The organism is Thermincola ferriacetica (assembly GCF_001263415.1).
In the GTDB taxonomy this organism is placed as follows: Bacteria; Bacillota; Thermincolia; order Thermincolales; family Thermincolaceae; genus Thermincola; species Thermincola ferriacetica.
Map to the genome: position 1 here is coordinate 51,394 of NZ_LGTE01000014.1, position 19,990 is coordinate 71,383.

Annotated in this window: 18 protein-coding genes; 5 read left to right on the forward strand and 13 right to left on the reverse strand. The window is 45.9% G+C overall.

Annotated elements, in window-relative coordinates:
- The first annotated feature begins 75 nt into the window (after nt 1-75).
- Genes Tfer_RS09900 through Tfer_RS09910 form a run of 3 tightly spaced genes read left to right on the forward strand, consistent with a single transcriptional unit; the run spans nt 76 to nt 2,572 of the window.
- Complete coding sequence (locus tag Tfer_RS09900; protein ID WP_052218268.1) at nt 76-1,053, forward strand: ABC transporter substrate-binding protein; 978 nt, start codon at nt 76-78, stop codon at nt 1,051-1,053.
- Nucleotides 1,054-1,070: 17 nt separating this feature from the next.
- A complete protein-coding gene (locus tag Tfer_RS09905; protein WP_052218269.1) occupies nt 1,071-1,820 on the forward strand; it encodes an ABC transporter ATP-binding protein in 750 nt (249 codons plus the stop codon).
- The gene (locus Tfer_RS09910; RefSeq protein ID WP_013119886.1) at nt 1,817-2,572 is read left to right on the forward strand and encodes an ABC transporter permease; all 756 of its coding nucleotides are present in this window, start codon (nt 1,817-1,819) and stop codon (nt 2,570-2,572) included. The genes Tfer_RS09905 and Tfer_RS09910 overlap by 4 nt, the downstream gene beginning before the upstream one ends.
- 94 nt (nt 2,573-2,666) lie before the next feature.
- Here Tfer_RS09910 and Tfer_RS09915 read toward each other — a convergent pair whose 3' ends face one another.
- The 5 genes from Tfer_RS09915 to Tfer_RS09935 form a co-directional block, all read right to left on the reverse strand.
- A complete protein-coding gene (locus Tfer_RS09915; protein WP_052218270.1) occupies nt 2,667-3,200 on the reverse strand; it encodes a permease in 534 nt (177 codons plus the stop codon).
- Nucleotides 3,200-3,679 (reverse strand): hypothetical protein, encoded by a 480-nt coding sequence (locus Tfer_RS09920; protein WP_052218271.1) that lies wholly within the window; start codon nt 3,677-3,679, stop codon nt 3,200-3,202. The genes Tfer_RS09915 and Tfer_RS09920 overlap by 1 nt, the downstream gene beginning before the upstream one ends.
- Nucleotides 3,680-3,693: 14 nt before the next feature.
- Nucleotides 3,694-4,047, reverse strand: a complete 354-nt coding sequence (locus tag Tfer_RS09925) for a PadR family transcriptional regulator (RefSeq protein WP_052218272.1) — start codon at nt 4,045-4,047, stop codon at nt 3,694-3,696.
- 115 nt (nt 4,048-4,162) lie between these two features.
- Nucleotides 4,163-4,312: a DUF1540 domain-containing protein gene (locus tag Tfer_RS09930; protein ID WP_095522510.1), complete on the reverse strand. Its 150-nt coding sequence runs from the start codon at nt 4,310-4,312 to the stop codon at nt 4,163-4,165.
- Nucleotides 4,313-4,421: 109 nt separating this feature from the next.
- A complete protein-coding gene (locus tag Tfer_RS09935) occupies nt 4,422-8,471 on the reverse strand; it encodes an EAL domain-containing protein (RefSeq protein ID WP_052218273.1) in 4,050 nt (1,349 codons plus the stop codon).
- Nucleotides 8,472-8,773: 302 nt separating this feature from the next.
- Here Tfer_RS09935 and Tfer_RS16560 point away from each other — a divergent pair, with 302 nt between their 5' ends.
- Complete coding sequence (locus tag Tfer_RS16560; protein WP_160315552.1) at nt 8,774-8,941, forward strand: hypothetical protein; 168 nt, start codon at nt 8,774-8,776, stop codon at nt 8,939-8,941.
- A 42-nt stretch (nt 8,942-8,983) separates the two neighbouring features.
- Here Tfer_RS16560 and Tfer_RS09940 read toward each other — a convergent pair whose 3' ends face one another.
- On the reverse strand, nt 8,984-9,181 hold the full coding sequence (locus Tfer_RS09940; protein WP_013119877.1) for a hypothetical protein: 198 nt from the start codon (nt 9,179-9,181) through the stop codon (nt 8,984-8,986).
- A 270-nt stretch (nt 9,182-9,451) separates the two neighbouring features.
- Between Tfer_RS09940 and Tfer_RS09945 the strand changes: the two genes are divergently transcribed.
- Complete coding sequence (locus tag Tfer_RS09945; RefSeq protein ID WP_052218274.1) at nt 9,452-10,906, forward strand: FMN-binding glutamate synthase family protein; 1,455 nt, start codon at nt 9,452-9,454, stop codon at nt 10,904-10,906.
- Between the two features lie 61 nt (nt 10,907-10,967).
- On the opposite strand, the gene Tfer_RS09950 is transcribed toward Tfer_RS09945, so the two are convergent.
- From Tfer_RS09950 to Tfer_RS09980, 7 genes are all read right to left on the reverse strand, one after another.
- Nucleotides 10,968-12,608, reverse strand: coding sequence for a methylamine methyltransferase corrinoid protein reductive activase (locus Tfer_RS09950; RefSeq protein ID WP_052218275.1), 1,641 nt, complete (start codon nt 12,606-12,608; stop codon nt 10,968-10,970).
- 17 nt (nt 12,609-12,625) lie between these two features.
- Nucleotides 12,626-13,573: a CobW family GTP-binding protein gene (locus Tfer_RS09955; RefSeq protein WP_152909029.1), complete on the reverse strand. Its 948-nt coding sequence runs from the start codon at nt 13,571-13,573 to the stop codon at nt 12,626-12,628.
- A gap of 66 nt (nt 13,574-13,639) precedes the next feature.
- A complete protein-coding gene (locus tag Tfer_RS09960) occupies nt 13,640-14,389 on the reverse strand; it encodes a cobalamin B12-binding domain-containing protein (RefSeq protein ID WP_052218277.1) in 750 nt (249 codons plus the stop codon).
- Nucleotides 14,390-14,457: 68 nt separating this feature from the next.
- Complete coding sequence (mtaB, locus tag Tfer_RS09965; RefSeq protein WP_013119872.1) at nt 14,458-15,831, reverse strand: methanol--corrinoid protein co-methyltransferase MtaB; 1,374 nt, start codon at nt 15,829-15,831, stop codon at nt 14,458-14,460.
- A gap of 468 nt (nt 15,832-16,299) precedes the next feature.
- Entirely contained in the window at nt 16,300-17,052 is a 753-nt protein-coding gene (locus Tfer_RS09970) for a cobalamin B12-binding domain-containing protein (RefSeq protein ID WP_052218278.1), read from the reverse strand.
- Nucleotides 17,053-17,054: 2 nt separating this feature from the next.
- On the reverse strand, nt 17,055-19,058 hold the full coding sequence (locus Tfer_RS09975) for a sigma-54-dependent Fis family transcriptional regulator (RefSeq protein WP_052218279.1): 2,004 nt from the start codon (nt 19,056-19,058) through the stop codon (nt 17,055-17,057).
- Nucleotides 19,059-19,136: 78 nt separating this feature from the next.
- Entirely contained in the window at nt 19,137-19,862 is a 726-nt protein-coding gene (locus tag Tfer_RS09980; RefSeq protein WP_052218280.1) for a cobalamin B12-binding domain-containing protein, read from the reverse strand.
- Nucleotides 19,863-19,990: the final 128 nt, after the last annotated feature.

Sequence of the window (19,990 nt, forward strand, 5' to 3'; positions counted from 1 at the left end):
CGCTGTACCTCTGTCGAAAAAGGTACAGGTGACGAAAAGGCCCAAAAAGGAAGTCGCAAAAAGGAGGAGAACAACTTGAAAAAATTTGTTATCTCTATTTTAGTCTGTTTAACAGCCTTCACAGGCCTGACCGGCTGTCAAAAAGCGACAACCCCCAAATCAACTGCCGAAAATACTTTAAACCAGCCCCTCAACATAGGCGTACTTTTTATAGAAGATAACCTGCCTTTTTTTATTGCCGAACAGGAAGGCGCCTTTGAAAAGGCCGGCTTAAAGGTTAAACTGATACCCTTCCAAAGCGCTGCAGAGCGGGATGCAGCCTTACAGGCAGGCCAGATAGACGGTGAAGCTGCCGACCTGGTGGCAGCAGCATTGCTTAAAAAAGGCGGCACCGATGTGCGCATTTCGTCTATTACCCTGGGCGCCACTCCGCAGGAAGGACGGTTTGTCCTCCTGGCAGCTCCCGGATCAAATATTACCAGGGTCGAAGAATTAAAAAATGTGCCCATTGCCGTATCGGAAAATACCATTATAGAATATATCACAGACCAATTGTTGCTGGGCGCCGGTTTCGCCCCTGCAGAAATCAAAAAAATCAGCGTACCCAAAATGCCTATCCGCTTGCAAATGCTGACCAACAATCAGGTCAAAGCCGCCCTGCTGCCTGACCCGCTGGCCAGTTTGGCAGAAAAACAGGGAGCGCAGGTAATCATTGACGATACCAAGATAAAAACCAATGTTTCACAGGTAGTTTTGCTGTTTAGGAAAGATGCGATCGATAAAAAACGGGCCGCCATCAAGAAACTTGTGCAGGTGTACAGCGAAGCGGCACGGAATTTAACCAGAAATCCGGATAAATACCGTTCGCTGCTGATCGAAAAGGCCAAAATTCCCGACCCAATCAAAGACACCTATAAATCACCGACTTTTTCCAAACCGACTGTCCCGTCAAAAGAAGATATTGACAGAGTCCTGAACTGGATGGTGGGCAAGAAATTACTGGACAAAAAATACAGTTACGATGAAATGGTCGACGTGAGTTTACTCAAGTAATCGGTGGAGTTTTTGCCATGATCAGACTGGAAAACGTGAGTCTTACCTATAACCAAGCAAATACTTCTGTGCAGGCACTGCAGAATGTCAGCCTGGAAATCAAGACAGGCTCCCGGTTGGCCATAATCGGCCCTTCCGGCTGCGGGAAAAGTTCCCTGCTCTTTTTAATCGCCGGACTGTACCGGCCGACTTCCGGAGAAATTTATATATCCGGGCAGAAGATTACCGGTCCGCGGCAGGAAACAGCCCTAATTTTGCAGGACTACGGCCTTTTCCCCTGGAAGACCGTATGGCAGAACGCTTGCCTGGGCCTGGAAATAAGAGGGGTTGCTCCATCGGAGCAGCGCAAAATTGTGGGACCGATTCTGGAACAACTGGGTCTTGGGGAATTTGCCCACCACTACCCTACGCAGTTGAGCGGTGGTCAGCGACAGCGGGTGGCTATTGCCCGGGCATTGGCCCTGCAGCCTGATTTGCTGCTGATGGATGAACCCCTTTCATCCCTTGATGCATTAACCCGGGAAAACCTGCAGGACTTCCTTCTTGATATATGGCAGAGACACGGGTTTACATTAGTGTTGGTTACACACAGCATTGATGAAGCCGCCTACCTGGGCGACTATATTGCGGTAATGTCTGACCGGCCAGGTCGTATAGTTTCCCTGGTCGAGAACGCCGGTTCCGGCAGCAAGAATTTTCGCCAGTCTCAGCATTTTCATACCCAGTGCAATAATTTGCGCAGGATGCTGGGGGTGGGCGCAATATGAAAACGAAGGCTATAGTGACCAGAATTACGGAATTGCTGGTCGCTCTTATCTTCATTCTGCTCTGTTGGCATCTACTGGCCCTGGTCCTGCACAGCAGTATATTGCCCACACCTTACCAGGCCCTGCGCACCTTTGTTCAGGTCTTTACCGGGCGTTTATGGTCTCACTTTTATGTAAGCGCCTACCGGGTCTTCGCCAGTCTTGCTCTGGCGTTACTGGCTGCAGTTCCTTTGGGCCTTCTGCTGGGACGCGTTGAAAAACTGGATCGCCTTTTCGCTCCGGTGGTCTACATCGTTTACCCAATTCCCAAAATAGTCCTACTCCCTATTGTCTTTTTAATATTGGGTTTGGGCGACCAGTCAAAAATATTTATGATCTGGCTAATCGTCTTTTTCCAGATTCTCGTCACGGCCCGCGATGCCGCCAAAGGGGTGCCCCGGCAAAATATCTACTCCATGCGTTCACTGGGCGCCGGCAGGTGGCAAATTTTTCGCCACGTGATTTTCCCGGCCAGCCTGCCTAAAATCATTACCTCTTTAAGAATCAGCCTGGGTACTGCCATTGCCGTCCTCTTCTTTGTAGAATCCTTCGCCACCACAGAAGGATTGGGTTATTTCATTATGGATGCCTGGAGCAGGATGGATTACGCCGAAATGTTTGCCGGCATTATCGGTATGAGTCTGCTGGGACTGATTCTGTACGCTATTGTGGATTTGGCTGAAGCCATATTCTGCCGCTGGCAGCGCTTTTAAAAAAAACTGCCGGTTATAATTATCCTTTAATGGAAATTTTTAAACTTTTTATGGGCAGATTTTGATTTTTATAAATACGTTCGTCCCTTCGAACTCAGACCTCCTGGCTTCGGGTCTTTTCATAAATTAATTCCCTGGATCGGGCAGGTATCATTTTCTCTATAAAAAATGCAGCCGAAAGAAAGCCCGCAATACTCACTGTAATATGGATGAGAGTAAACCTTAATCCCAGCGAAGCGCTCTCGTATATTACCAGGGGTAGTTTTGTGCTCGACCATGCCCCCAGGAAGAAAAGCACATAAGCCAACCTGGCTCCTTTTTTTATCAGCACGGCCGCTACCGGAAAAGCCGCATACAGCGGTCCTGCCGCCGCAGAGCCAAGAATAAAGGCAATCATTATCCCTTTCAGGCCCGACCCTTCACCCATAAGTTTAATCATGGTTTCCTTCGGCACCCATACATCAAGCAAGCCCACCAGAATAAAAATGGGCGGTAGAAACAAAAGCATTTCCCTGAAATTTTGCACTGTAATATTGACAGCTTTCAGTCCTGTAGAATGATCATAGAAATACATACCCACCATTATCAGGGCAAAAACAAAGGCAAAGCTATACCGTCGCAAATTCATCACATCATCACCCGACTTATTATCACAGTAAAAATCATGGCTACCAGAAAAGCAAAGCTATTCCTTAATAGCGCCACCGTTTTGTTAAAGTAATTTATTTCCGTTGGCAGAGTCACTATTCCTACAGCCATCAGGGTGGAAACAAAAGCGGCAATCTGGGGATAACCGGCGCCCCCTTTTAACAGGGCTGCCGCCAGCGGAAAAGCGACAAACCCGGGAATCAGCGTGACTGAACCAACCACAGAAGCAATGATAATGCCGATAATACCTGATTTTTCGCCCATTAATCGGGAAATGGTAGCAGGACTCAAAATTGCCAGGGATATACCGACGAACATCAAAATGGCCAGTAACTGCGGCGCCAGGTTCGCAAAAGATTTCCAGGCTTTAAGAACAGCCATCTTTGTTTTCTTCCGGTCTTTTGCAAAAGAGTAAAGCAAACCTACAATAGCCAAACCATATAAAATTGCCCCGCTCATTCAATCCACCACCTTCATTCATCGTTGTCATCCACCGCGGGCAAAGCCGCAAAAGTAGTCAGGAAGAATTCCAGGTTTTTTTTCTTCATCTCGATATCTTCCTTAAATTCAACCAATTTCTTTCTCCCCAGCCGAGTAATTTTATACCACTTCTTGGCCGGTCCCGGTTCCGAAGTATCCCAGTAAGATTCAACAGCACCCATTTTCTCCAGTTCCTGGAGAGCACGGTATACAGCAGCGCTATCAGCCCTGTTATGAGGCATTTGCTCTTCCATTTTATTAAATAGGGTTAGTCCGTAGGCGGGTTCCTGAGCCAGGAACAATAATACGAATGCAGGGATATGCCGGCCATATCTGCATTTAGGCAAATATTCTCACCTCCTGCAGCAAATCGCTTTATACATATATATGTTATTAACATTATAGTGTTATTAACATTTGTTTGTCAAGAAAAACAACCTCCCGTGCAGGAGGTTGTTTTTCTTAAGCTTTAGGTTTGAATGTTTCACACTTAGTCTGTTCAGAGTTAGTTGACCTGGAAACACCGCTATGGTCTACCTGAATCATGGGCGCATTGCACATAATGTTTTTGTTGTAGTGACATTCTACCACATTGCATTTGATATCCGGCACAGAATCACCTCCTCCGGTCTGGTTTAGTTTTTCCGTCTCCATTTTTAATCTTTCCCTGATACGGGACTAAATATGAATTAATAATATTGTAATGGTGAAATAACCATTACTATGGCATATTATACCTTTTCAGCAACTCTTCAAATTCCTTTTCAGGAACGGGTTGACTGAAAAAGTAGCCCTGCATTTCATAGCAATGCTGATTCTTCAGGAAATTCAGTTGTTCTTCCGTTTCAACTCCTTCAGCGATCACTTTCAGGTTCATATTCCGACACAAAACTATGATCGTGGAAACAATTGCGGCATCATTAGGGTCACAGGCAATATCCCTGACAAAAGAACGGTCTATTTTAAGCGTATTAATGGGAAAACGTTTCAGGTAACGCAGAGAAGAGTATCCTGTACCGAAATCGTCAATAGCTATCTGGACCCCCATTTCCCTTAATTTACGCAAAACATCAACAGTATAATCCACATCCTGCATGGCTATACTTTCGGTTATTTCCAACTCCAAGTATTGCGGATGCAGCCCAGTTTGTTTTAATGTCTTGGCTACCGTATTCACCAAGTTTTGGTGTTGGAATTGGTAGGCGGACAGGTTGACCGTCACACGCACGGGCATATACCCGGCATCCTGCCAGGCTTTATTTTGGGCGCAGGCAGTTCGCAGTACCCACTCGCCGATGGGAATAATTAACCCTGTTTCCTCGGCCAGTGGGATAAATTCTGCCGGAGGAACAAGTCCCAATTCCTTATGCCGCCAACGTATAAGGGCTTCCATTCCCGTAATCCGGCCCGTCCTGATGCATACCAAAGGTTGATAATAAACCACCAATTCCCGGCGCTCCAAAGCATGGCGCAGGCTGTTTTCCATAGCCATCCGTTCGACAATTTTTTTGTTCATGGCAGGAGTATATAACTGATACGTATTGCGTCCCTGTTCCTTAGCCCGGTACATAGCCGTATCTGCATTTTTCATCAGGATTTCTGCCTTCTCTCCGTCACTGGGATATAAGGCAACGCCTATACTGGCGGTGATATAAAACTCATGGCCGCTCAAGGTTACAGGTTTTTGGAAAACCTTTAATATCTTTTGCGCAATTTTGGCTGCTTCTTTTTCACTTTTGATCTGCGGCAGTAAAAGCGTAAATTCATCGCCGCCCAAACGGGCAATAGTATCGCCCTTTCGTAAGCAGATACTTAGCTTTTTGGCCACTTCCTGCAGCAACCGGTCCCCAATAGAATGGCCTAACATATCGTTGACCAGTTTAAACCTGTCCAAATCCAGGAACATTACTGCCAGCATTTCATTATTGCGTTTGGCATGAGCCAAAGCTACATTGAGGCGGTCATTAAATAAAACCCTATTGGGGATATCCGTTAGAGGATCGTGATAAGCCTGGTGGGTAAGCTGTTCTATCATATTACGTTTTTCGCTGACATCGTGGAAAACCAGAACAACACCTATAATTTCTCCCTCTCTATTTTTAATGGGCGCCGCCGAATCTTCGATAGCATATCTTCTACCGCTTCTATGTATCAATACCGTATGATTAGCCAGGCCTACAATATTGCCTTCACGGAGGCATTTTGTCACCGGGTTTTCTACTACCTGACCTGTTGTTTCGTTGATTATGTTAAAGACTTCCAGCAGCGGCCGGCCGCAGGCCTCATCGTTGGTCCAGCCCGTAAGAACCTCAGCCACAGGGTTAAGGTAAGTAATGATTCCTTGGCCGTCAGTGGTTATTACGGCATCTCCTATGGAATGGAGGGTTACCTGGGCCCTTTCTTTTTCTTCCCAAATAGCCTGTTCAGCCTGTTTACGCTCAGTAATATCTCTTACCACACATACCGTGCCGCCTCCTTCTATCAGAGTCAGGGATACCTCCTGGGGGAAAAAGGAACCGTCTGCTTTGCGACCAACGGCCTCAGTCCGAATATAACCCTGTTTATATAATCCGGGCAAAACTTCCTTTTCAAACCTGTCCCTTTCTTCTTCATCGTATAAAATATGCCATGTCTTTCCGATAAGCTGAGCAGGATTAGCATATCCGTATATCCTGGCATGGGCTTCGTTCATGTAAGTATATTCCCCGTTTGTGTTGAGGATAGCCATACCGTCCATGGAAGCCCGCATGGCCGCTGACTGCTGCCGCAGAAGCTCTTCGGTTTTTTTCCGCTCAGTAATATCTCTCACGACTTCAATGGCCCCGGTTATTTTACCGGCAGCATCCTTCAGCGGAGCAGAAGTAATCTCGACACACAACAGACCTCTTTTTGATACCGGACATCTTTCAACGGTTTGGATAATGCCTTGTTTTATGGAAACAGCCACCGGACAACCGGGGCATACCTGTTCTCTGCCCTCGTAAGCTTTGTAACAATATTGACCCACCGCTTCTCCCATCAGTTCTTTAAGAATTTTATTCTGGTAAATTACGCGATACTCCCTATCCTGAATACTGATTCCGTCCCCGATCCCGGCAACAATGGCCTCAATTTTGTTTTTTTCTTCCTCTGCCTTCATCCTGGCTTGCTGCAATTCCAGGAAATTCTGCTGCAGTTTTCCGGCCATGGACCGAAAGTTCACAACAAGGGAATTCATTTCAGTAAAAGGACTATAAGGCCATTTTATCTCTTCCCGGTTAGAAATCCGACAGGGCAGGTCTGTGGTGACACTAGCCAATTTGGCCAAAGGGCCTGTCAGGTGTTTGCTCAACAAACTGCCCAACAGAAATGCCACCAGGGTAAATCCAAGCATACCGGCCAAGTAATCAGTGGTATTGTGCAGCATTTCTTTTAAATAAGGAGCAAACGGTATTTCTATTGCTAATTTCCAGGGAATATCCGGAGCAACAGAGCTCTCATAAACATAGCGAGAATTCTGCCACCTCGCAAGTTCCGTTAATTTGCCGTCATCGGGCGGCAGCCAGTGGTAAACATTGTTGGCCGGTAAATTTTTCTCGGCCAGTTTTGGTTTGTACCTTTGCATGGGACGCAATGCCGGCCGGGTACTCGCGATAACTTTGTTATTTCTGTCGAGAAGGGTAATATCCATTTCGTCACTGTGCCTGGTTGTTATAAGCAAATCAGAAATGTAACCCAGGTTTAAAGCCCCTGCAACAAAACCGCGAAGTTTATCTTTTTGCACAATCGGAATTCCCATGATAACTACCGGCTTGGCGTTACCTACCCGGGCCAGAAGCACATCACTTATCACAGGTTTCAGGGTAGCCCGCATATCTTTGTAATGCTGACGGTCAGCAAAGTTCGCACCCAGGGAAAGCTTGCCGTTCTCCCTATACGGCGCAAATGTTATGGCCGTAGCCTCAATATTATCTACATGCACACGGTCAAAATAAGTAAAAGAGTCTTTAATTTGCTCTGTGGCCTTCTGTAGTTCTTTAGTAGGCTGCATGTTGGACTGGAGAGCAATCTTTCCCAAACTGTTTAATGCATGCAGATGTTCGTAGCGCCAGGTAATCAAATGAGCTACAATTTCTTTCGCCTCTCCGGTAATATGTATTTTGTTTCCTGCTGTGAACTGCCGTTGTTGCCTGTTGTTGTTGACTGCGGTAAATATCAGGGCAGGAATTAAAATAAAGGCCATAAGAAGATTAAAGACCGTCTGATAAAAAGAAACCTTTCCCTTCTCTTCAGAGTTGAAAACCCATCGGGAAAGCGGCAGGTGGTTTAGGATCAGACTGGCCACCAGGGCGTTGAATATACCGTTAACACCGAATTTAAGAGTAACCACCAAAACTTCATCCAAATTTAAATGTAGTAAAAAATAATTAACCAACCAGCCCAAGGGGAGGCCGAGAAAAAACCAGAAAAGGCCGTCGGCCAATACTAAATTTTCGTTCTTGCGGCGGAAATAAATGCCTACAAAAACCGCTTCCAGAATGCCGATAATGAGGGGACAAAACTCCCGTAGCCAGAAAAAAACGGAACCGTATGAAACAGTAGCTGCCACCACGCCCCAAAAAACCCCGTATAAACCTATCACCAATAACACGGCGATACTGCCAAAAAGCAGATTTACGCCGGGAACTAACGGAAACCCGCCAATATTACCGGCAATTCCAAGCATTATTAAAATGGCAAGAAAAATTGCAGACCGTACGGATGAAATCCCCAGTTTGCGGCCAATCAACATAATGCCCTCCAGCGCCATAAGTTTCCAGGTAAAGAACAATTCAATATATTTTTCGACATTTAGTAATTTTTTCCTTCACAAATCAAGATATTGTGAGCGTTTTTTACCTGTTCAAAATATCAACTTTTGTATCGTTCATTTTGATGCAGGGGCATAAGCATTTGTTTGTAGGGCCATAACTAATTCCGAATAGGCGCCAAATTGACTTGCCTGTCCATATCTTGCTATAATTTTAACTGTACTAATACTCCCATCTTTTATTGACGCTTATCAAATGCCTAATATGAAAGGGGAGGCTTTTCATGGATAACCGGGCTCAGCAGCAGAATAACTGTAATCACTGTTCGGTAAGTAATCTGCGGAAATTGAAAAAAAATTGGCTGGAAACACAAAATGAAGAAGACAGGGTAAAATATTTGGAAACTTTAAAGCGCTGCAATGCTAAATTAGTTGATGACAATGAAATATAACTGCAGTAAAAGAACAAGCCGGGATTTACCCGGCTTGTTCTTTTATTTTTTCCTTGGCCTGAGAAAATAAATCAGCACTACGGCAATGGCAGTCAAACTAAAAATCTTCATTCCAATAGCCAAAGACTTCAGTTGGACTATCGCTATAGCTAAGAGAATGAGCATATAGCGGTTCCAACCCTTTTGAAAATAAGCGGCTACCAGGCATCCCACAACAATTAATCCGAAAATTGCCAACATGTCTGCTCCTTTTCATCAAGTTAATAGTTATTAAATATTTGACAAGGCAGGGTATTTTCCTCCTAAAGGTACAAACCTATTGCCACAATACTGTCATGCGGGGATATCGCTTGGATTTTCAGACCATGCAGATACCCTGTACCGTCCCGACTTTCGTGGTGGTGTCTGGCGGTACGTTTATTTATACAAAAATTGCCTTGAATAGAGAAAAATATAGTGCGTTATAGTTGGGAAAATTAATTTAGGAAAATATCCGGGAAGGTGGCACCGATGAAAAAAATATGGGAAAAAGTGTTTTTCTCGTCTTTAGCAATAGCGCTGGGGTATCAGGGAGCCAGGTTTCTGGCCAGAAAAATTATCCATGATGTAAGCACCGATGCCATAAGTACGATTATGACAGACCTTTATGATGAGAATTTGTGGGAGTTTGTTTCAGCGACAACTAAGTTTGGACCACAGGTTATCGTAGAAACCAATTTACGCTCGCAGGAAGGTCAGATGATCAAACGGCCACTGGGTTCTCCCAAGAAATTTCCAAGCCTCGACCAATTAATGTTTAATATAGGACAGCTTCATATAATGCCTACTCCCCTTGAGCAACCTGTGGATACTAAAGTGGTTATAGGTAAAAACTGCAAACATCCTTTAATTATAGACCTGCCTATCATGGTCTCCGGTATGGCATTTGGTGCAGCCCTTTCGGAAAAAGCCAAAGTAGCCCTGGCTAAAGGAGCCAGCATGGCCAATACAGCAACAAATACAGGCGAGGGGCCTTTTCTGCCAAGCGAAAGAAAAGCAGCCAAAAAGCTAATATTACAGTACAACAGGGGAAAGTGGAATAAGAGTGATGAAATCCTGAAACAGGCCGATGCTATTGAGATTCAAATTGGCCAAGGGGCTACTGGCGGGACAGGGCATAAAAATAACGTTGGAATAACCGACTTTAAACTGGCAAAAGGTTTTGGAGTACTTCCCGCTCAAGATGCTGTACTTCATGCACGGCATGCCGAAGTCAGCACTCCATCGGAGCTTCCCAAACTTGTGCAAAAACTTAAAAGCGTAGCCGGCGATATTCCTATTGGCGTTAAATTTGGCGCCGGTAAGTACCTGGAAATGGATATGAAATGGGCAATCGACGCAGGCGTTGATTTTATCACAATAGACGGCGCCGAAGCAGCCACCAAAGGGTCCGCCCCCATACTACAGGATGACTTTGGCATCCCCACTATTTTTGCCATTAACCGCGCCGCTCAATTTTTGCAAAAACAGAACTGCCAGGACAGGATTTCTCTGATTGCAGCCGGCAAAATCCGGACACCGGGAGACGTACTAAAAGTTTTAGCCTTAGGGGCAGATGCAGCTTATATTGGCGCCATTGCTTTATTTGCCATGTCCCATACTCAGGTATTAAAACCTATCCCCTTTGAGCCGCCCACTCAACTTGTTTATTATGACGGAAAATATGCAGATAAGTTTGACATAGCATCGGGAGCAAAAAACCTGGCTAAATTTCTCAAGTCCTGTAATGATGAACTGATAGAAGGTATCAGGGCACTGGGCAAAACATCTGTCGGTGAAGTCAACAAGGACGACCTGGTAGCGCTGGATGACATTACGGCGAAAGGTGTAGGAGTACCTTTAGCCTATGAGCCATGCATCACGCCAAATATTTATAACAAAAAAATTCCCCTCTCGACTGAGGGGAAAAGACATGAGGAAGGTTAAAGTTAATGCCAAGGTAAAACCCTGGCTTTTGCCTGCTATATATTTACCGGCCGTAAAACATTTAGTTATCAACCGGCTTACCGGCTTCAAAAGATATCATGGAAAATTTAAACACTTTTTCAGGGCAGTTTTGTTCACAGCGTTTGCAGGCGGTACCGTTGCAACGGTCAGGTCGCAGCACTAATACCGAATCTGTATCTTCCGAGAAGGAAAGAGCCTTTTCCGGGCATTTCTCAATACATGTTCCACATTTTGTACACCCGGGGAAATTGATACAGCAAGGATAGCCTACAGAATCGATATAAGCAACTCCCTTGTAGCCCAAATCGGGAATATCACGCTCATAAAGTTTGATAATTTTAGCATTCTGAACAGGTTTAATTAACTCAGGAAGGTTATAAAACTTGCTAAAACGCCGGTACTGCTCCCAGGGCATCCCTTCGCCCCAGAGAGATAGTTCGAGTAAGTATGCCTTTTCAAAAACTTTAGATTCTGCAAACATGCAGTGATTGGCCCTCAGTTTACGGGCCAGGGCCTGAAGTTCCCAGAGCCGTTCAGGATCAAGGACAATGTCTCTGGCCATAGCAAGAGAAGTGTTCCCCACCTGATATATTTTTTCCGCCCCCGGGGGTACCAGACCGATCTGCAGGGCCTTTGCAGCATTTACGTACGTTCCGGAGGCTCCCGCCATGTATGCTGTCTTAATATCAGAAAGCTCAATACCGGCTTCACTGGCCAGCGTTACAAATCCTGCTCTTATTGCCCCAATAGCTTTGCCCGCTTCAACTATGTCGTGCTCGCTGAATGAAACACGGGGCCCCAGATGAAGCCTGCTATCGGGAGTTTTTATGTGCGGCAGACGGATGAGATTTGCTGCCATGGCCTCATAAAGAATGGCAATAACACCGGTGCCGGTAATTCCCTTGATGGGGGCCGTTCCCTCCTCGATAACCCGTTCTGACGTAATATCCACCAGGTCGCCGGATGTACTGTTCAGCTCACTGTCAAGAACCAGGCACCTGTAACCCACCTTTTCTTCGGTAAGGTCATGTATTGCCCCCGGAGCCGCCAGCATGCCAAATTCAATATGCTGGCCCTCAAGAGCCGGGCCGGCGGCACAGGAACCCGTTATAATACGGTCACCTATTTTCAGAGCCATTTCCGCATTGGTGCCATAATCAGTAACCAGGGCGATTTCTTCTTTCTCCAGCAATCCTGACTTTACCATCATGGCAAGAGCATCAGCGCCAATTTCATGCTTAACCGCCGCCGGAATAAATACGTCCACATTTGGAGCCAGGGCCAGTCCGCGAACCTTGTCGGCCGGTAAAACTTTGGCATCCCGGTTTGGCGGTACAATGCCCAGAGCTTTTTTCTTTCTTTCCCCGGCATAGGCCAGGTCCCGGATTTCAATTTCTTCGAACAGGGAAAGTTGAATGGGATTACCACACACTGCCAAACGGACAATGTTTTCCCTAGGCACTCCCAGTCTGTCAATAAGCTGGTTTACTGTATCTATTATAATACTGTGAGCTTTATCTAGCCCGACTTCAATGGCAAAAGTCAGGTGATCCATCACGTTGGCCCCGGGTAAGGGGTGGCGGGCAGTAAGAACAGTAGCAAGAATTTTCCTCTTTTCAAGGTCAACGGCCTGTCCTCTGAACCCACTGGTGCCCAAGTCAAGGGCTATTCCTATTTTCAATCAGTCACACCCCCGGTTTAGCCTTTTTGGCAATTCATAAACTCAGTATTTAGTAATTTCTTCGACAAATCGGTCCCTATAACAATTAACTTACTAAAGGTGTATTCTTTTTCCAGAAAGGACTCACTAACCTCACGGGAAACCAGGTCAAAACGAACCCACTGACTGCCGGCAACCCGGAATATTCCTTTGGCCCGGTCAACGGACCCATACCAATTGTCACTCAAGCGACCAAAAAATTTCCTCAGCCTGTCCACATCAAACAGATTGCTGCTCTGAACACTGAACTGTCCATACTCTTTTAACGGCAGGTCATGAAGGTGTTTACCGGTTGCACCGATATTACCGGACAATACATTATTTAGGGCCGTTTCCGGTAGTACAGCCGGTTCAGATAAATCTCTATGCAAAACCTTTCCGAAGCTGGTCAGCAGAACCTGCCCGGAACAGTTTGTTTTCCTGATAATTTCGCGGATTAATCCCAGTTGTTCCGGACTGACTTTATCACATTTGTTAACTAGTATTATCTGGGCCGATTCCAGTTGTGTTTCCACAAACCCTCGGTTTTTTTCCATGTTCTCCATAAAAGTACCGGCGTCCAAAACCAGAATCACCCTGATATTTTCAATATATTTTTCCAGGCTGAGACTTTCCAGAATGCCCAGCAGGTTTTTTATCGTCGCTGCTCCTGTGGGCTCGATATATAACCTGTCAGGTTTGAACTTTTCGGCTATTTCCCTGATCTGATTACGTAAATCTGCTTTCAGCGTACAGCAGATACAGCCGTTGGGCAGTTCAACTACATTCGCATCATGCCCTGTCAACAGGTCTCCGTCTATACCGACGGTACCAAATTCATTGACCAGTACTGCCACCTTTTCAGAAGGATTTTTCGTTTCAAGCAGATTGATCAGAAACGTTGTTTTTCCTGCACCCAGGAATCCGTTTATCAAATCTACCTTCATAACATACCTGCCTTCGGGGGAAATTTGCCCGGGCCCGACAAAGCGGTCCCGGGCGATGGATAACAATTAGCTATTCCATTTTTCTCTTATCTGCATCCAGTCCATACCGTTAACTGCATCACTGGCCATCCCCGGCGCCTGAGACGCATCTTTTCCATAAACCCCCAGCTCATAACCCTGGACATATTCATTGGATACGGCACCGCCGCCGCAGACAAACGGAATTTTGTAGCCTTCCTTGATAAGCCGTTTGGAAATCTTTTCAAAGGCCGTCATGGTAGTTGTCATCAGAGCGGTACCGGTTACCATAACGGGATTGTATTTCTTAACGGCGGTAATAACTTCATCAACCGGCACGTCTTTACCCAGGTCAACAACCTCAAACCCATTGGCCCGCAGCAGAGCATTGACAATTTTCTGGCCCAGGTCATGGATGTCGCCCTCAGCAGTGTGGGTAACAACAGTACCTTTCTTTTCCACCGATTTACCCAGTTTCTTTTCACATATTTCCAGCCCGATCAACATGGCATCAGAAGCAACAATGGCCTGAGGCAGATAATACTCACCTTCGTCCCATAACCTACTGACCTCGTTCATGCCCTTGATCAGACCTTCATTGATAACAACCATGGGATCTTTGGTTGCAAGCGCTTCATTTACTGCATCCACAATATTGTCACTGTCACCTTCCAGTACACACTGTATCACTTTCTGGAGCGCGGCGTCCTTACTGCTGAGTTTTGCCCCTTTTGCATCCCCAGTGCCAACCAGGTCATACCTAACAAAAATATTTGAATAATTGGCGACTGTTGCCATCTTTGTCCCTCCTTATTATTATTTAGGCGGCTCTCACATGCTCATCAAATTATAGCGACAAATTGTTTTTACAATCCATAGTTTGCCAGTGAAAAGCCGGGAATCAGTTTCTTGTAGATATCAGCACATTCACTGATGAAGTCTTCTTCTTTCTCAGGCAGACTTTCCAGTGTACGCATAGCGGATTCAAGCGACTCTTTCTCAAAGGCTGACATCTGCAGTTTGCTGTCCTTCAGCATCAGTTCACCGGCCTTAATTGCCGCCGCGCGTGCCCTGGCATAATATGACGTGTTGTTTTCCACAATGGCCTTGCCGATTTCATAAGCATTCTGCGGACACAGAATGAATCCGTGGGTATCACGGTATTTATCCGATTCAACCATCATATCCCTCAGGATTTTGGCCTGCCCCATCTCAATGGCCGTATTCATCAGCGCCACATCATATCCGAGTATTTCGGTAAATACGGCAACAGTTGTTCCACCGAACATATCATGATATTCAACAGCTTCATTACTCCACAGGTCACAGCAGGCAGCAATCAGGTTTCCGACCAGGTCACTGTGCGCACAGGCACTGGCTTTTCCTTCCATGGCAATCGGCACACCGGTAATAGCCTTGATAATCACATCTTCATAACCGCAGTCCTTGGAAGGGCCCTTTGCACCCTGCTCATAGGCAACAAGACTGCGGGCAGCGGAAATAGCCCTGGTAAGAGCAGCAAAAGTATGCGGTACAGACCGGTCCTGATATCCGCCGGCCATAAACATGGCTACGTTTGCCTGTGCACAGTCCGTGTCACCGCCAGGTGTAACACCGTATTTATCAGCGATCTCCACTATTTTTTTCCACATAAATTCCATGTCACGGCTGCCCAGAACTCCTATACCGAACAATGTACCGCGAATATCCTGCCTGACAATGGTATAGTCAGAAATCTCCTTGCCACCGACAGACTCAATGGACAGATTGTCTGCTCCTCCGGCAGCACTTGTTTCGAAGGTTTTTAACTGGTTTTCCAGAGCAACGCAGTTTCTGATATCCTCTTCATCAGGCTTGCGGTAATCTGCAATAGTTGCCCTGATGGCGCTTTTCAGGCCATATTTGCGATGATATTCCTCCTGTAGATGCTTGGTAGCGGCAGCAATTTCACCGCCCCAGTCCGGGTTTTTGGTCATCTGATAAACGTGTTCCAGCTCAATCTGAATTCCGGGAATACCGATAGCAACACAACGACCCAGTACATCTGTTACCATTTTTTCATATTCTTTAACCAGAGTTTTCTTTGTGGTTTCAGTCCCCGGTCTTGGATGAGGCACCAGCTCAGGAAAAACATAACCCCCACCCACTGTAAAATCACGTCCATACTTAACAGGGTTTTTGGCTGTTCCGAAAATCATTTCATCCGCGCTTGCATAAGCCATTTTGTCGAATTTCGGCATTAGTCTGACCTCCTTCTTTTCTTAAAATAATTCCGGTTGAAAAGCAGGTTTGTACAGGCAAAATGAGTTTACATCCCCCCTCCCCCTGGCAGAACAAACCGGTAGCCGACTTCTCCAAACACCGGTATTTGCCTCAATTTTAGTAGCAATAATCATGCCAGAAACAGGAGCGAGGGAGTAAAAGGTTGTTTTTTTCTTACAGAGACCTGTTCCTCTAGAAAAACGCGAAGATTCAGACGACAGTGCGGCTTAAACACCAGTTCGTTTTCCGCCGAAGGCAGTTACCCGATCGGAGTAACGGGTTGAAGTGTTCCAATTCTGAACGCTTTTTTAAACTCTCCGGGTAAAATCTGAACCAGGCTGTTTGCTCGTACAAGTCATGGCCTGTTTTTCTGTTCTGTTCCGGTTTGGTACAGTGTACCACTTTCGGTTATCTAATAAAAAAAGATGATACGGCAGTAATCCGCATCACCCGTTGTATTTACGCCTGATTGCCTCCCAGCCCATACCCCGGCAGGCATCTTCAGCTATTTTGGGCGCCAGAGACGCGTCTTTGCCGTAAATCCCAAACAAAAAACCGGTAATAAAAGATAAAGTAACCCCGCCTCCCCCACCGCAGACAAAAGGAACCACTAACCGCTCTTCCTGCATACGGGCCGATATTCTTTCAAAGGCGCTCATAGTAGTGCTCAAATGGGCCGTTCCGCACAAAATATCGGGTCTGTATTTCCTTACGGCCTTGATAACTTCTTCAACAGGTACATCCTTACCCAGGTCGACCACTTCAAAACCGCTGGCCCTTAACAGAGTATTAACAATCTTCTGCCCCAAGTCGTGAATATCTCCCTCAGCAGTGTGGGTAACCGCCAAACCTCTTTTTCGAACAGGATGACCCAGCTCATTTTCACACATTTTCAGTCCCAGCAGCATGGCATCAGACGCCAATAAAGTCTGGGGAAGATAATAAATGCCTTCATCCCACAACAAACTCACCTCTCGCATAGCGGCAACAAGCCCGTTATAGATGATGTCAACCGGATCATGCTCAGCCAGGGCCGCTTTTACGGCATGCGGCACCCTATCAGTTTCACCCAGAATAACGGCTTCTACAACCTTATGAATCAGCCTGTTCTCATTGGCTGCTTTCCTGATGGAATAATATGGACTTTCCGTCACCAGGTCATAACGGGTAAAAATATTTGAGTAGTCTTTGATGTCCACGGTTACATACCTCCTTGATCACCCCTTTTGCCTTTTGCTGCACATAAATTATATCGTTTAATTTTCCTGTAGAGTGTGTTTCTTCCAATCCCCAGGGTTGATGCCGCCCTGGAAATGTTCCACCGGCACTTATCAAGGGCATCTCTGATTATTTCGGCCTCAGCGCTTTTCAGATTTATTTTTTGTTCGGGGTTTATCTGTCGGTTGTTTTGAGGGGAATATATTCTGGCAGGAAGATGTTCAGGTATAAGGATATCGGTTTCTACAATGTTAAGCGCCTGTTCGATAACGTTTTCCAGTTCCCGCACATTGCCGGGCCAGTCGTACCTGGAAAGGCACTCATAGAAATCAGGGGCGATAATAGGGGGAGTTATGCCCAGTCGGCGGCTGATTTTATTGACGAAATACTGAGCCAGATAGGGAATGTCTCTGGGGCGGTCCCGCAAACTGGGAATAACGAGGTTAATTACGTTTAATCTGTAATACAGGTCAAGCCTGAAATTACCTTTTTCCACTTCTTCGGCCAGGTTTTTGTTGGTAGCGGCGATAACACGGGTGTTTACTGGAATGGATTTCTGCCCGCCGATCCGGGTAACCTGCCGTTCCTGCAAAACTCGCAGCAGACTGGCCTGGATATCCAGGGGCATATCTCCTATTTCATCCAGGAAAATAGTACCTCCGGAGGCCAGTTCAAATTTACCGGGCCGGCCTCCTTTCTTGGCACCTGTGAATGCTCCTTCTTCATACCCGAATAATTCACTCTCCACCAGCTCCCTGGGAATGGCACCGCAGTTAATTACGATGAAAGGACCTCCACGGCGCCCGCTGGCATTATGTATTGCCTGGGCAAACATTTCCTTGCCTGTACCGCTGGCTCCCTGTAACAGAATAGTTGAACTGCTCCGGGCGACTCTTTTCGCTCGCTGTATAAGAGTATGCAATTGAGGGTCATTGCCAATAATATCGTCAAAAGTAAAGGTGGCCTGAGCCCCTACCATTTTGTTAACAAGCTTGTGTACGCTTTGCATCTCCCGTAAAGTGGCCATCATCCCTGTTACCTGGCCTGTTTCATCACGAATCATCTTCACAGTTGACGTAAATCGCGTACCACCGGCCGGTGTTTCGATATAAAACTCCTTATCTGTAAACTCCACTTCATTTTGCAGAGCTTCCAGTAGTGGAAAACTCTGACCGAAGACATCAAGAGCAGACCTGCCGATGCAATCTTCCCGGTTTACCTGCAATATCTTGGCACCTTCTGAATTCAACTGGGTTATTTTCCGGTTGGCCTCAATGGCAATCAGTCCCTCATCCATTGTTTCAATAACTGCAGTTACCTTTTTGTAGGCCAGCAAGAGCTCATAGGATTTTTTCTGACTGACCAGTTGGTTTTCTATGGCCTTGACGGCTGCTACCACCATCCCCAGAGTGTGAGCATGGACATTATTACAAAGCCCTATAATGGAAAGCACTCCCAAAAGCTCACCCTCGGGACTGAAAATCGGAGCCGCAGAACCGGTCAGCCCGTGTAATACTTTACAATAATGTTCAGTGGCCGTTATCTGGACCGGTTTTTTTTCAAAAAGGCAAGTGCCGATACTGTTGGTCCCGCAGATGGACTCACTCCAGTCAGAACCTACCTCGGTGCAAATGTGTTTTGTCTGGTAGTGAATTACCGGATCACGCAGTACATCCAGAATGATGCCGTTGTCGTCCGCAAGGCAGACCAGAGTTTCGGAACCTTTGACAAAATTATACAGGTGGCTCATAAAGGGCATGGCTGCACCAATCAGTGTTTTTCGCCGTTCAATGTGTTTGTTTATCTGAGACGGACTCAAAAGATTAATGTGGTCCAGGGGAGACATTGGATCTACCTTCATCCTGAGGCAGCGATGCCAGGAATTTGCTATCAGCGGTCTGATAACATAAGGTTCTATTTCATAATTGGAAATAAACTTTTCCCAGGACCGATAAACCCTGGTGAGTTTGCGATTTACGGTCCACAATGCTCCCACCTCTTTGCAAGGGTAGTATTAATTTCTATTCTATAATAAGGCTGAATAACCTTTTCATTTTGTATATAATTATTCGAATTTTTGCGCTATTTTTCGATATTTTATTTCTTCTGGTTCTCCACCGCCCGGGCCAAGTCCCAGTTTCCTCAAAGTCGAAACCATTCTGATGGCACATTTGATAGCATCGTTAGCCTCCCTGGCAAAGCCGTCGGCCCCCCACCGGCGGGCTATATGTTCATTTAGCGGAGCACCGCCAACCATTATTTTTACCGAAGGATTTTTTTCTTTAATTTTCTTTATGATTTCATTCATACATGGCATCACATTGGTCATCATAGCAGAAAGACATACTATCTCCGCATCGGTCCGCAGTTGCTCGTTAATAAACCGTTCCAGCGGAACGTCCCGTCCCAGGTCATGCACCTCAAAACCAACAGCATCAAACATCATTTTTATAATATTTTTTCCGATGTCATGAATATCACCCTGCACCACCCCGATAATAATCTGGCCCCTTATCCCGGTTTGTTCTCTTTTCAGGTGGGGTCTTAAAATATTGAGACCTGAATACAGGGCATCGGTGCACATCATCATTTCGGGAACAAAATATTCACCCCGTTCATAAAGCTCACCTACTTCCTCTATTCCGCATACCAATCCATTCATAATCGCGTCATAAACATCCATCCGGTACAAAATTACATCTTTGGCCGCTTCCACAACCATTTCCTCATCGAAATTTATGACCCCGTTTTTCAGGCGGTCCCAGACTTCCTGTGGGGTTACGGTTCCCATTTTGACTAATCTCCTTCCCAAGTTGAATTATTTTAAATGCATAGAGGAATTTTTCAGAGTTAAAAAGGGTTATGTTGCAGAAAACCCCGGGATGTTTGATAATTTCCCGGGGCCACAGAATTCCAAAA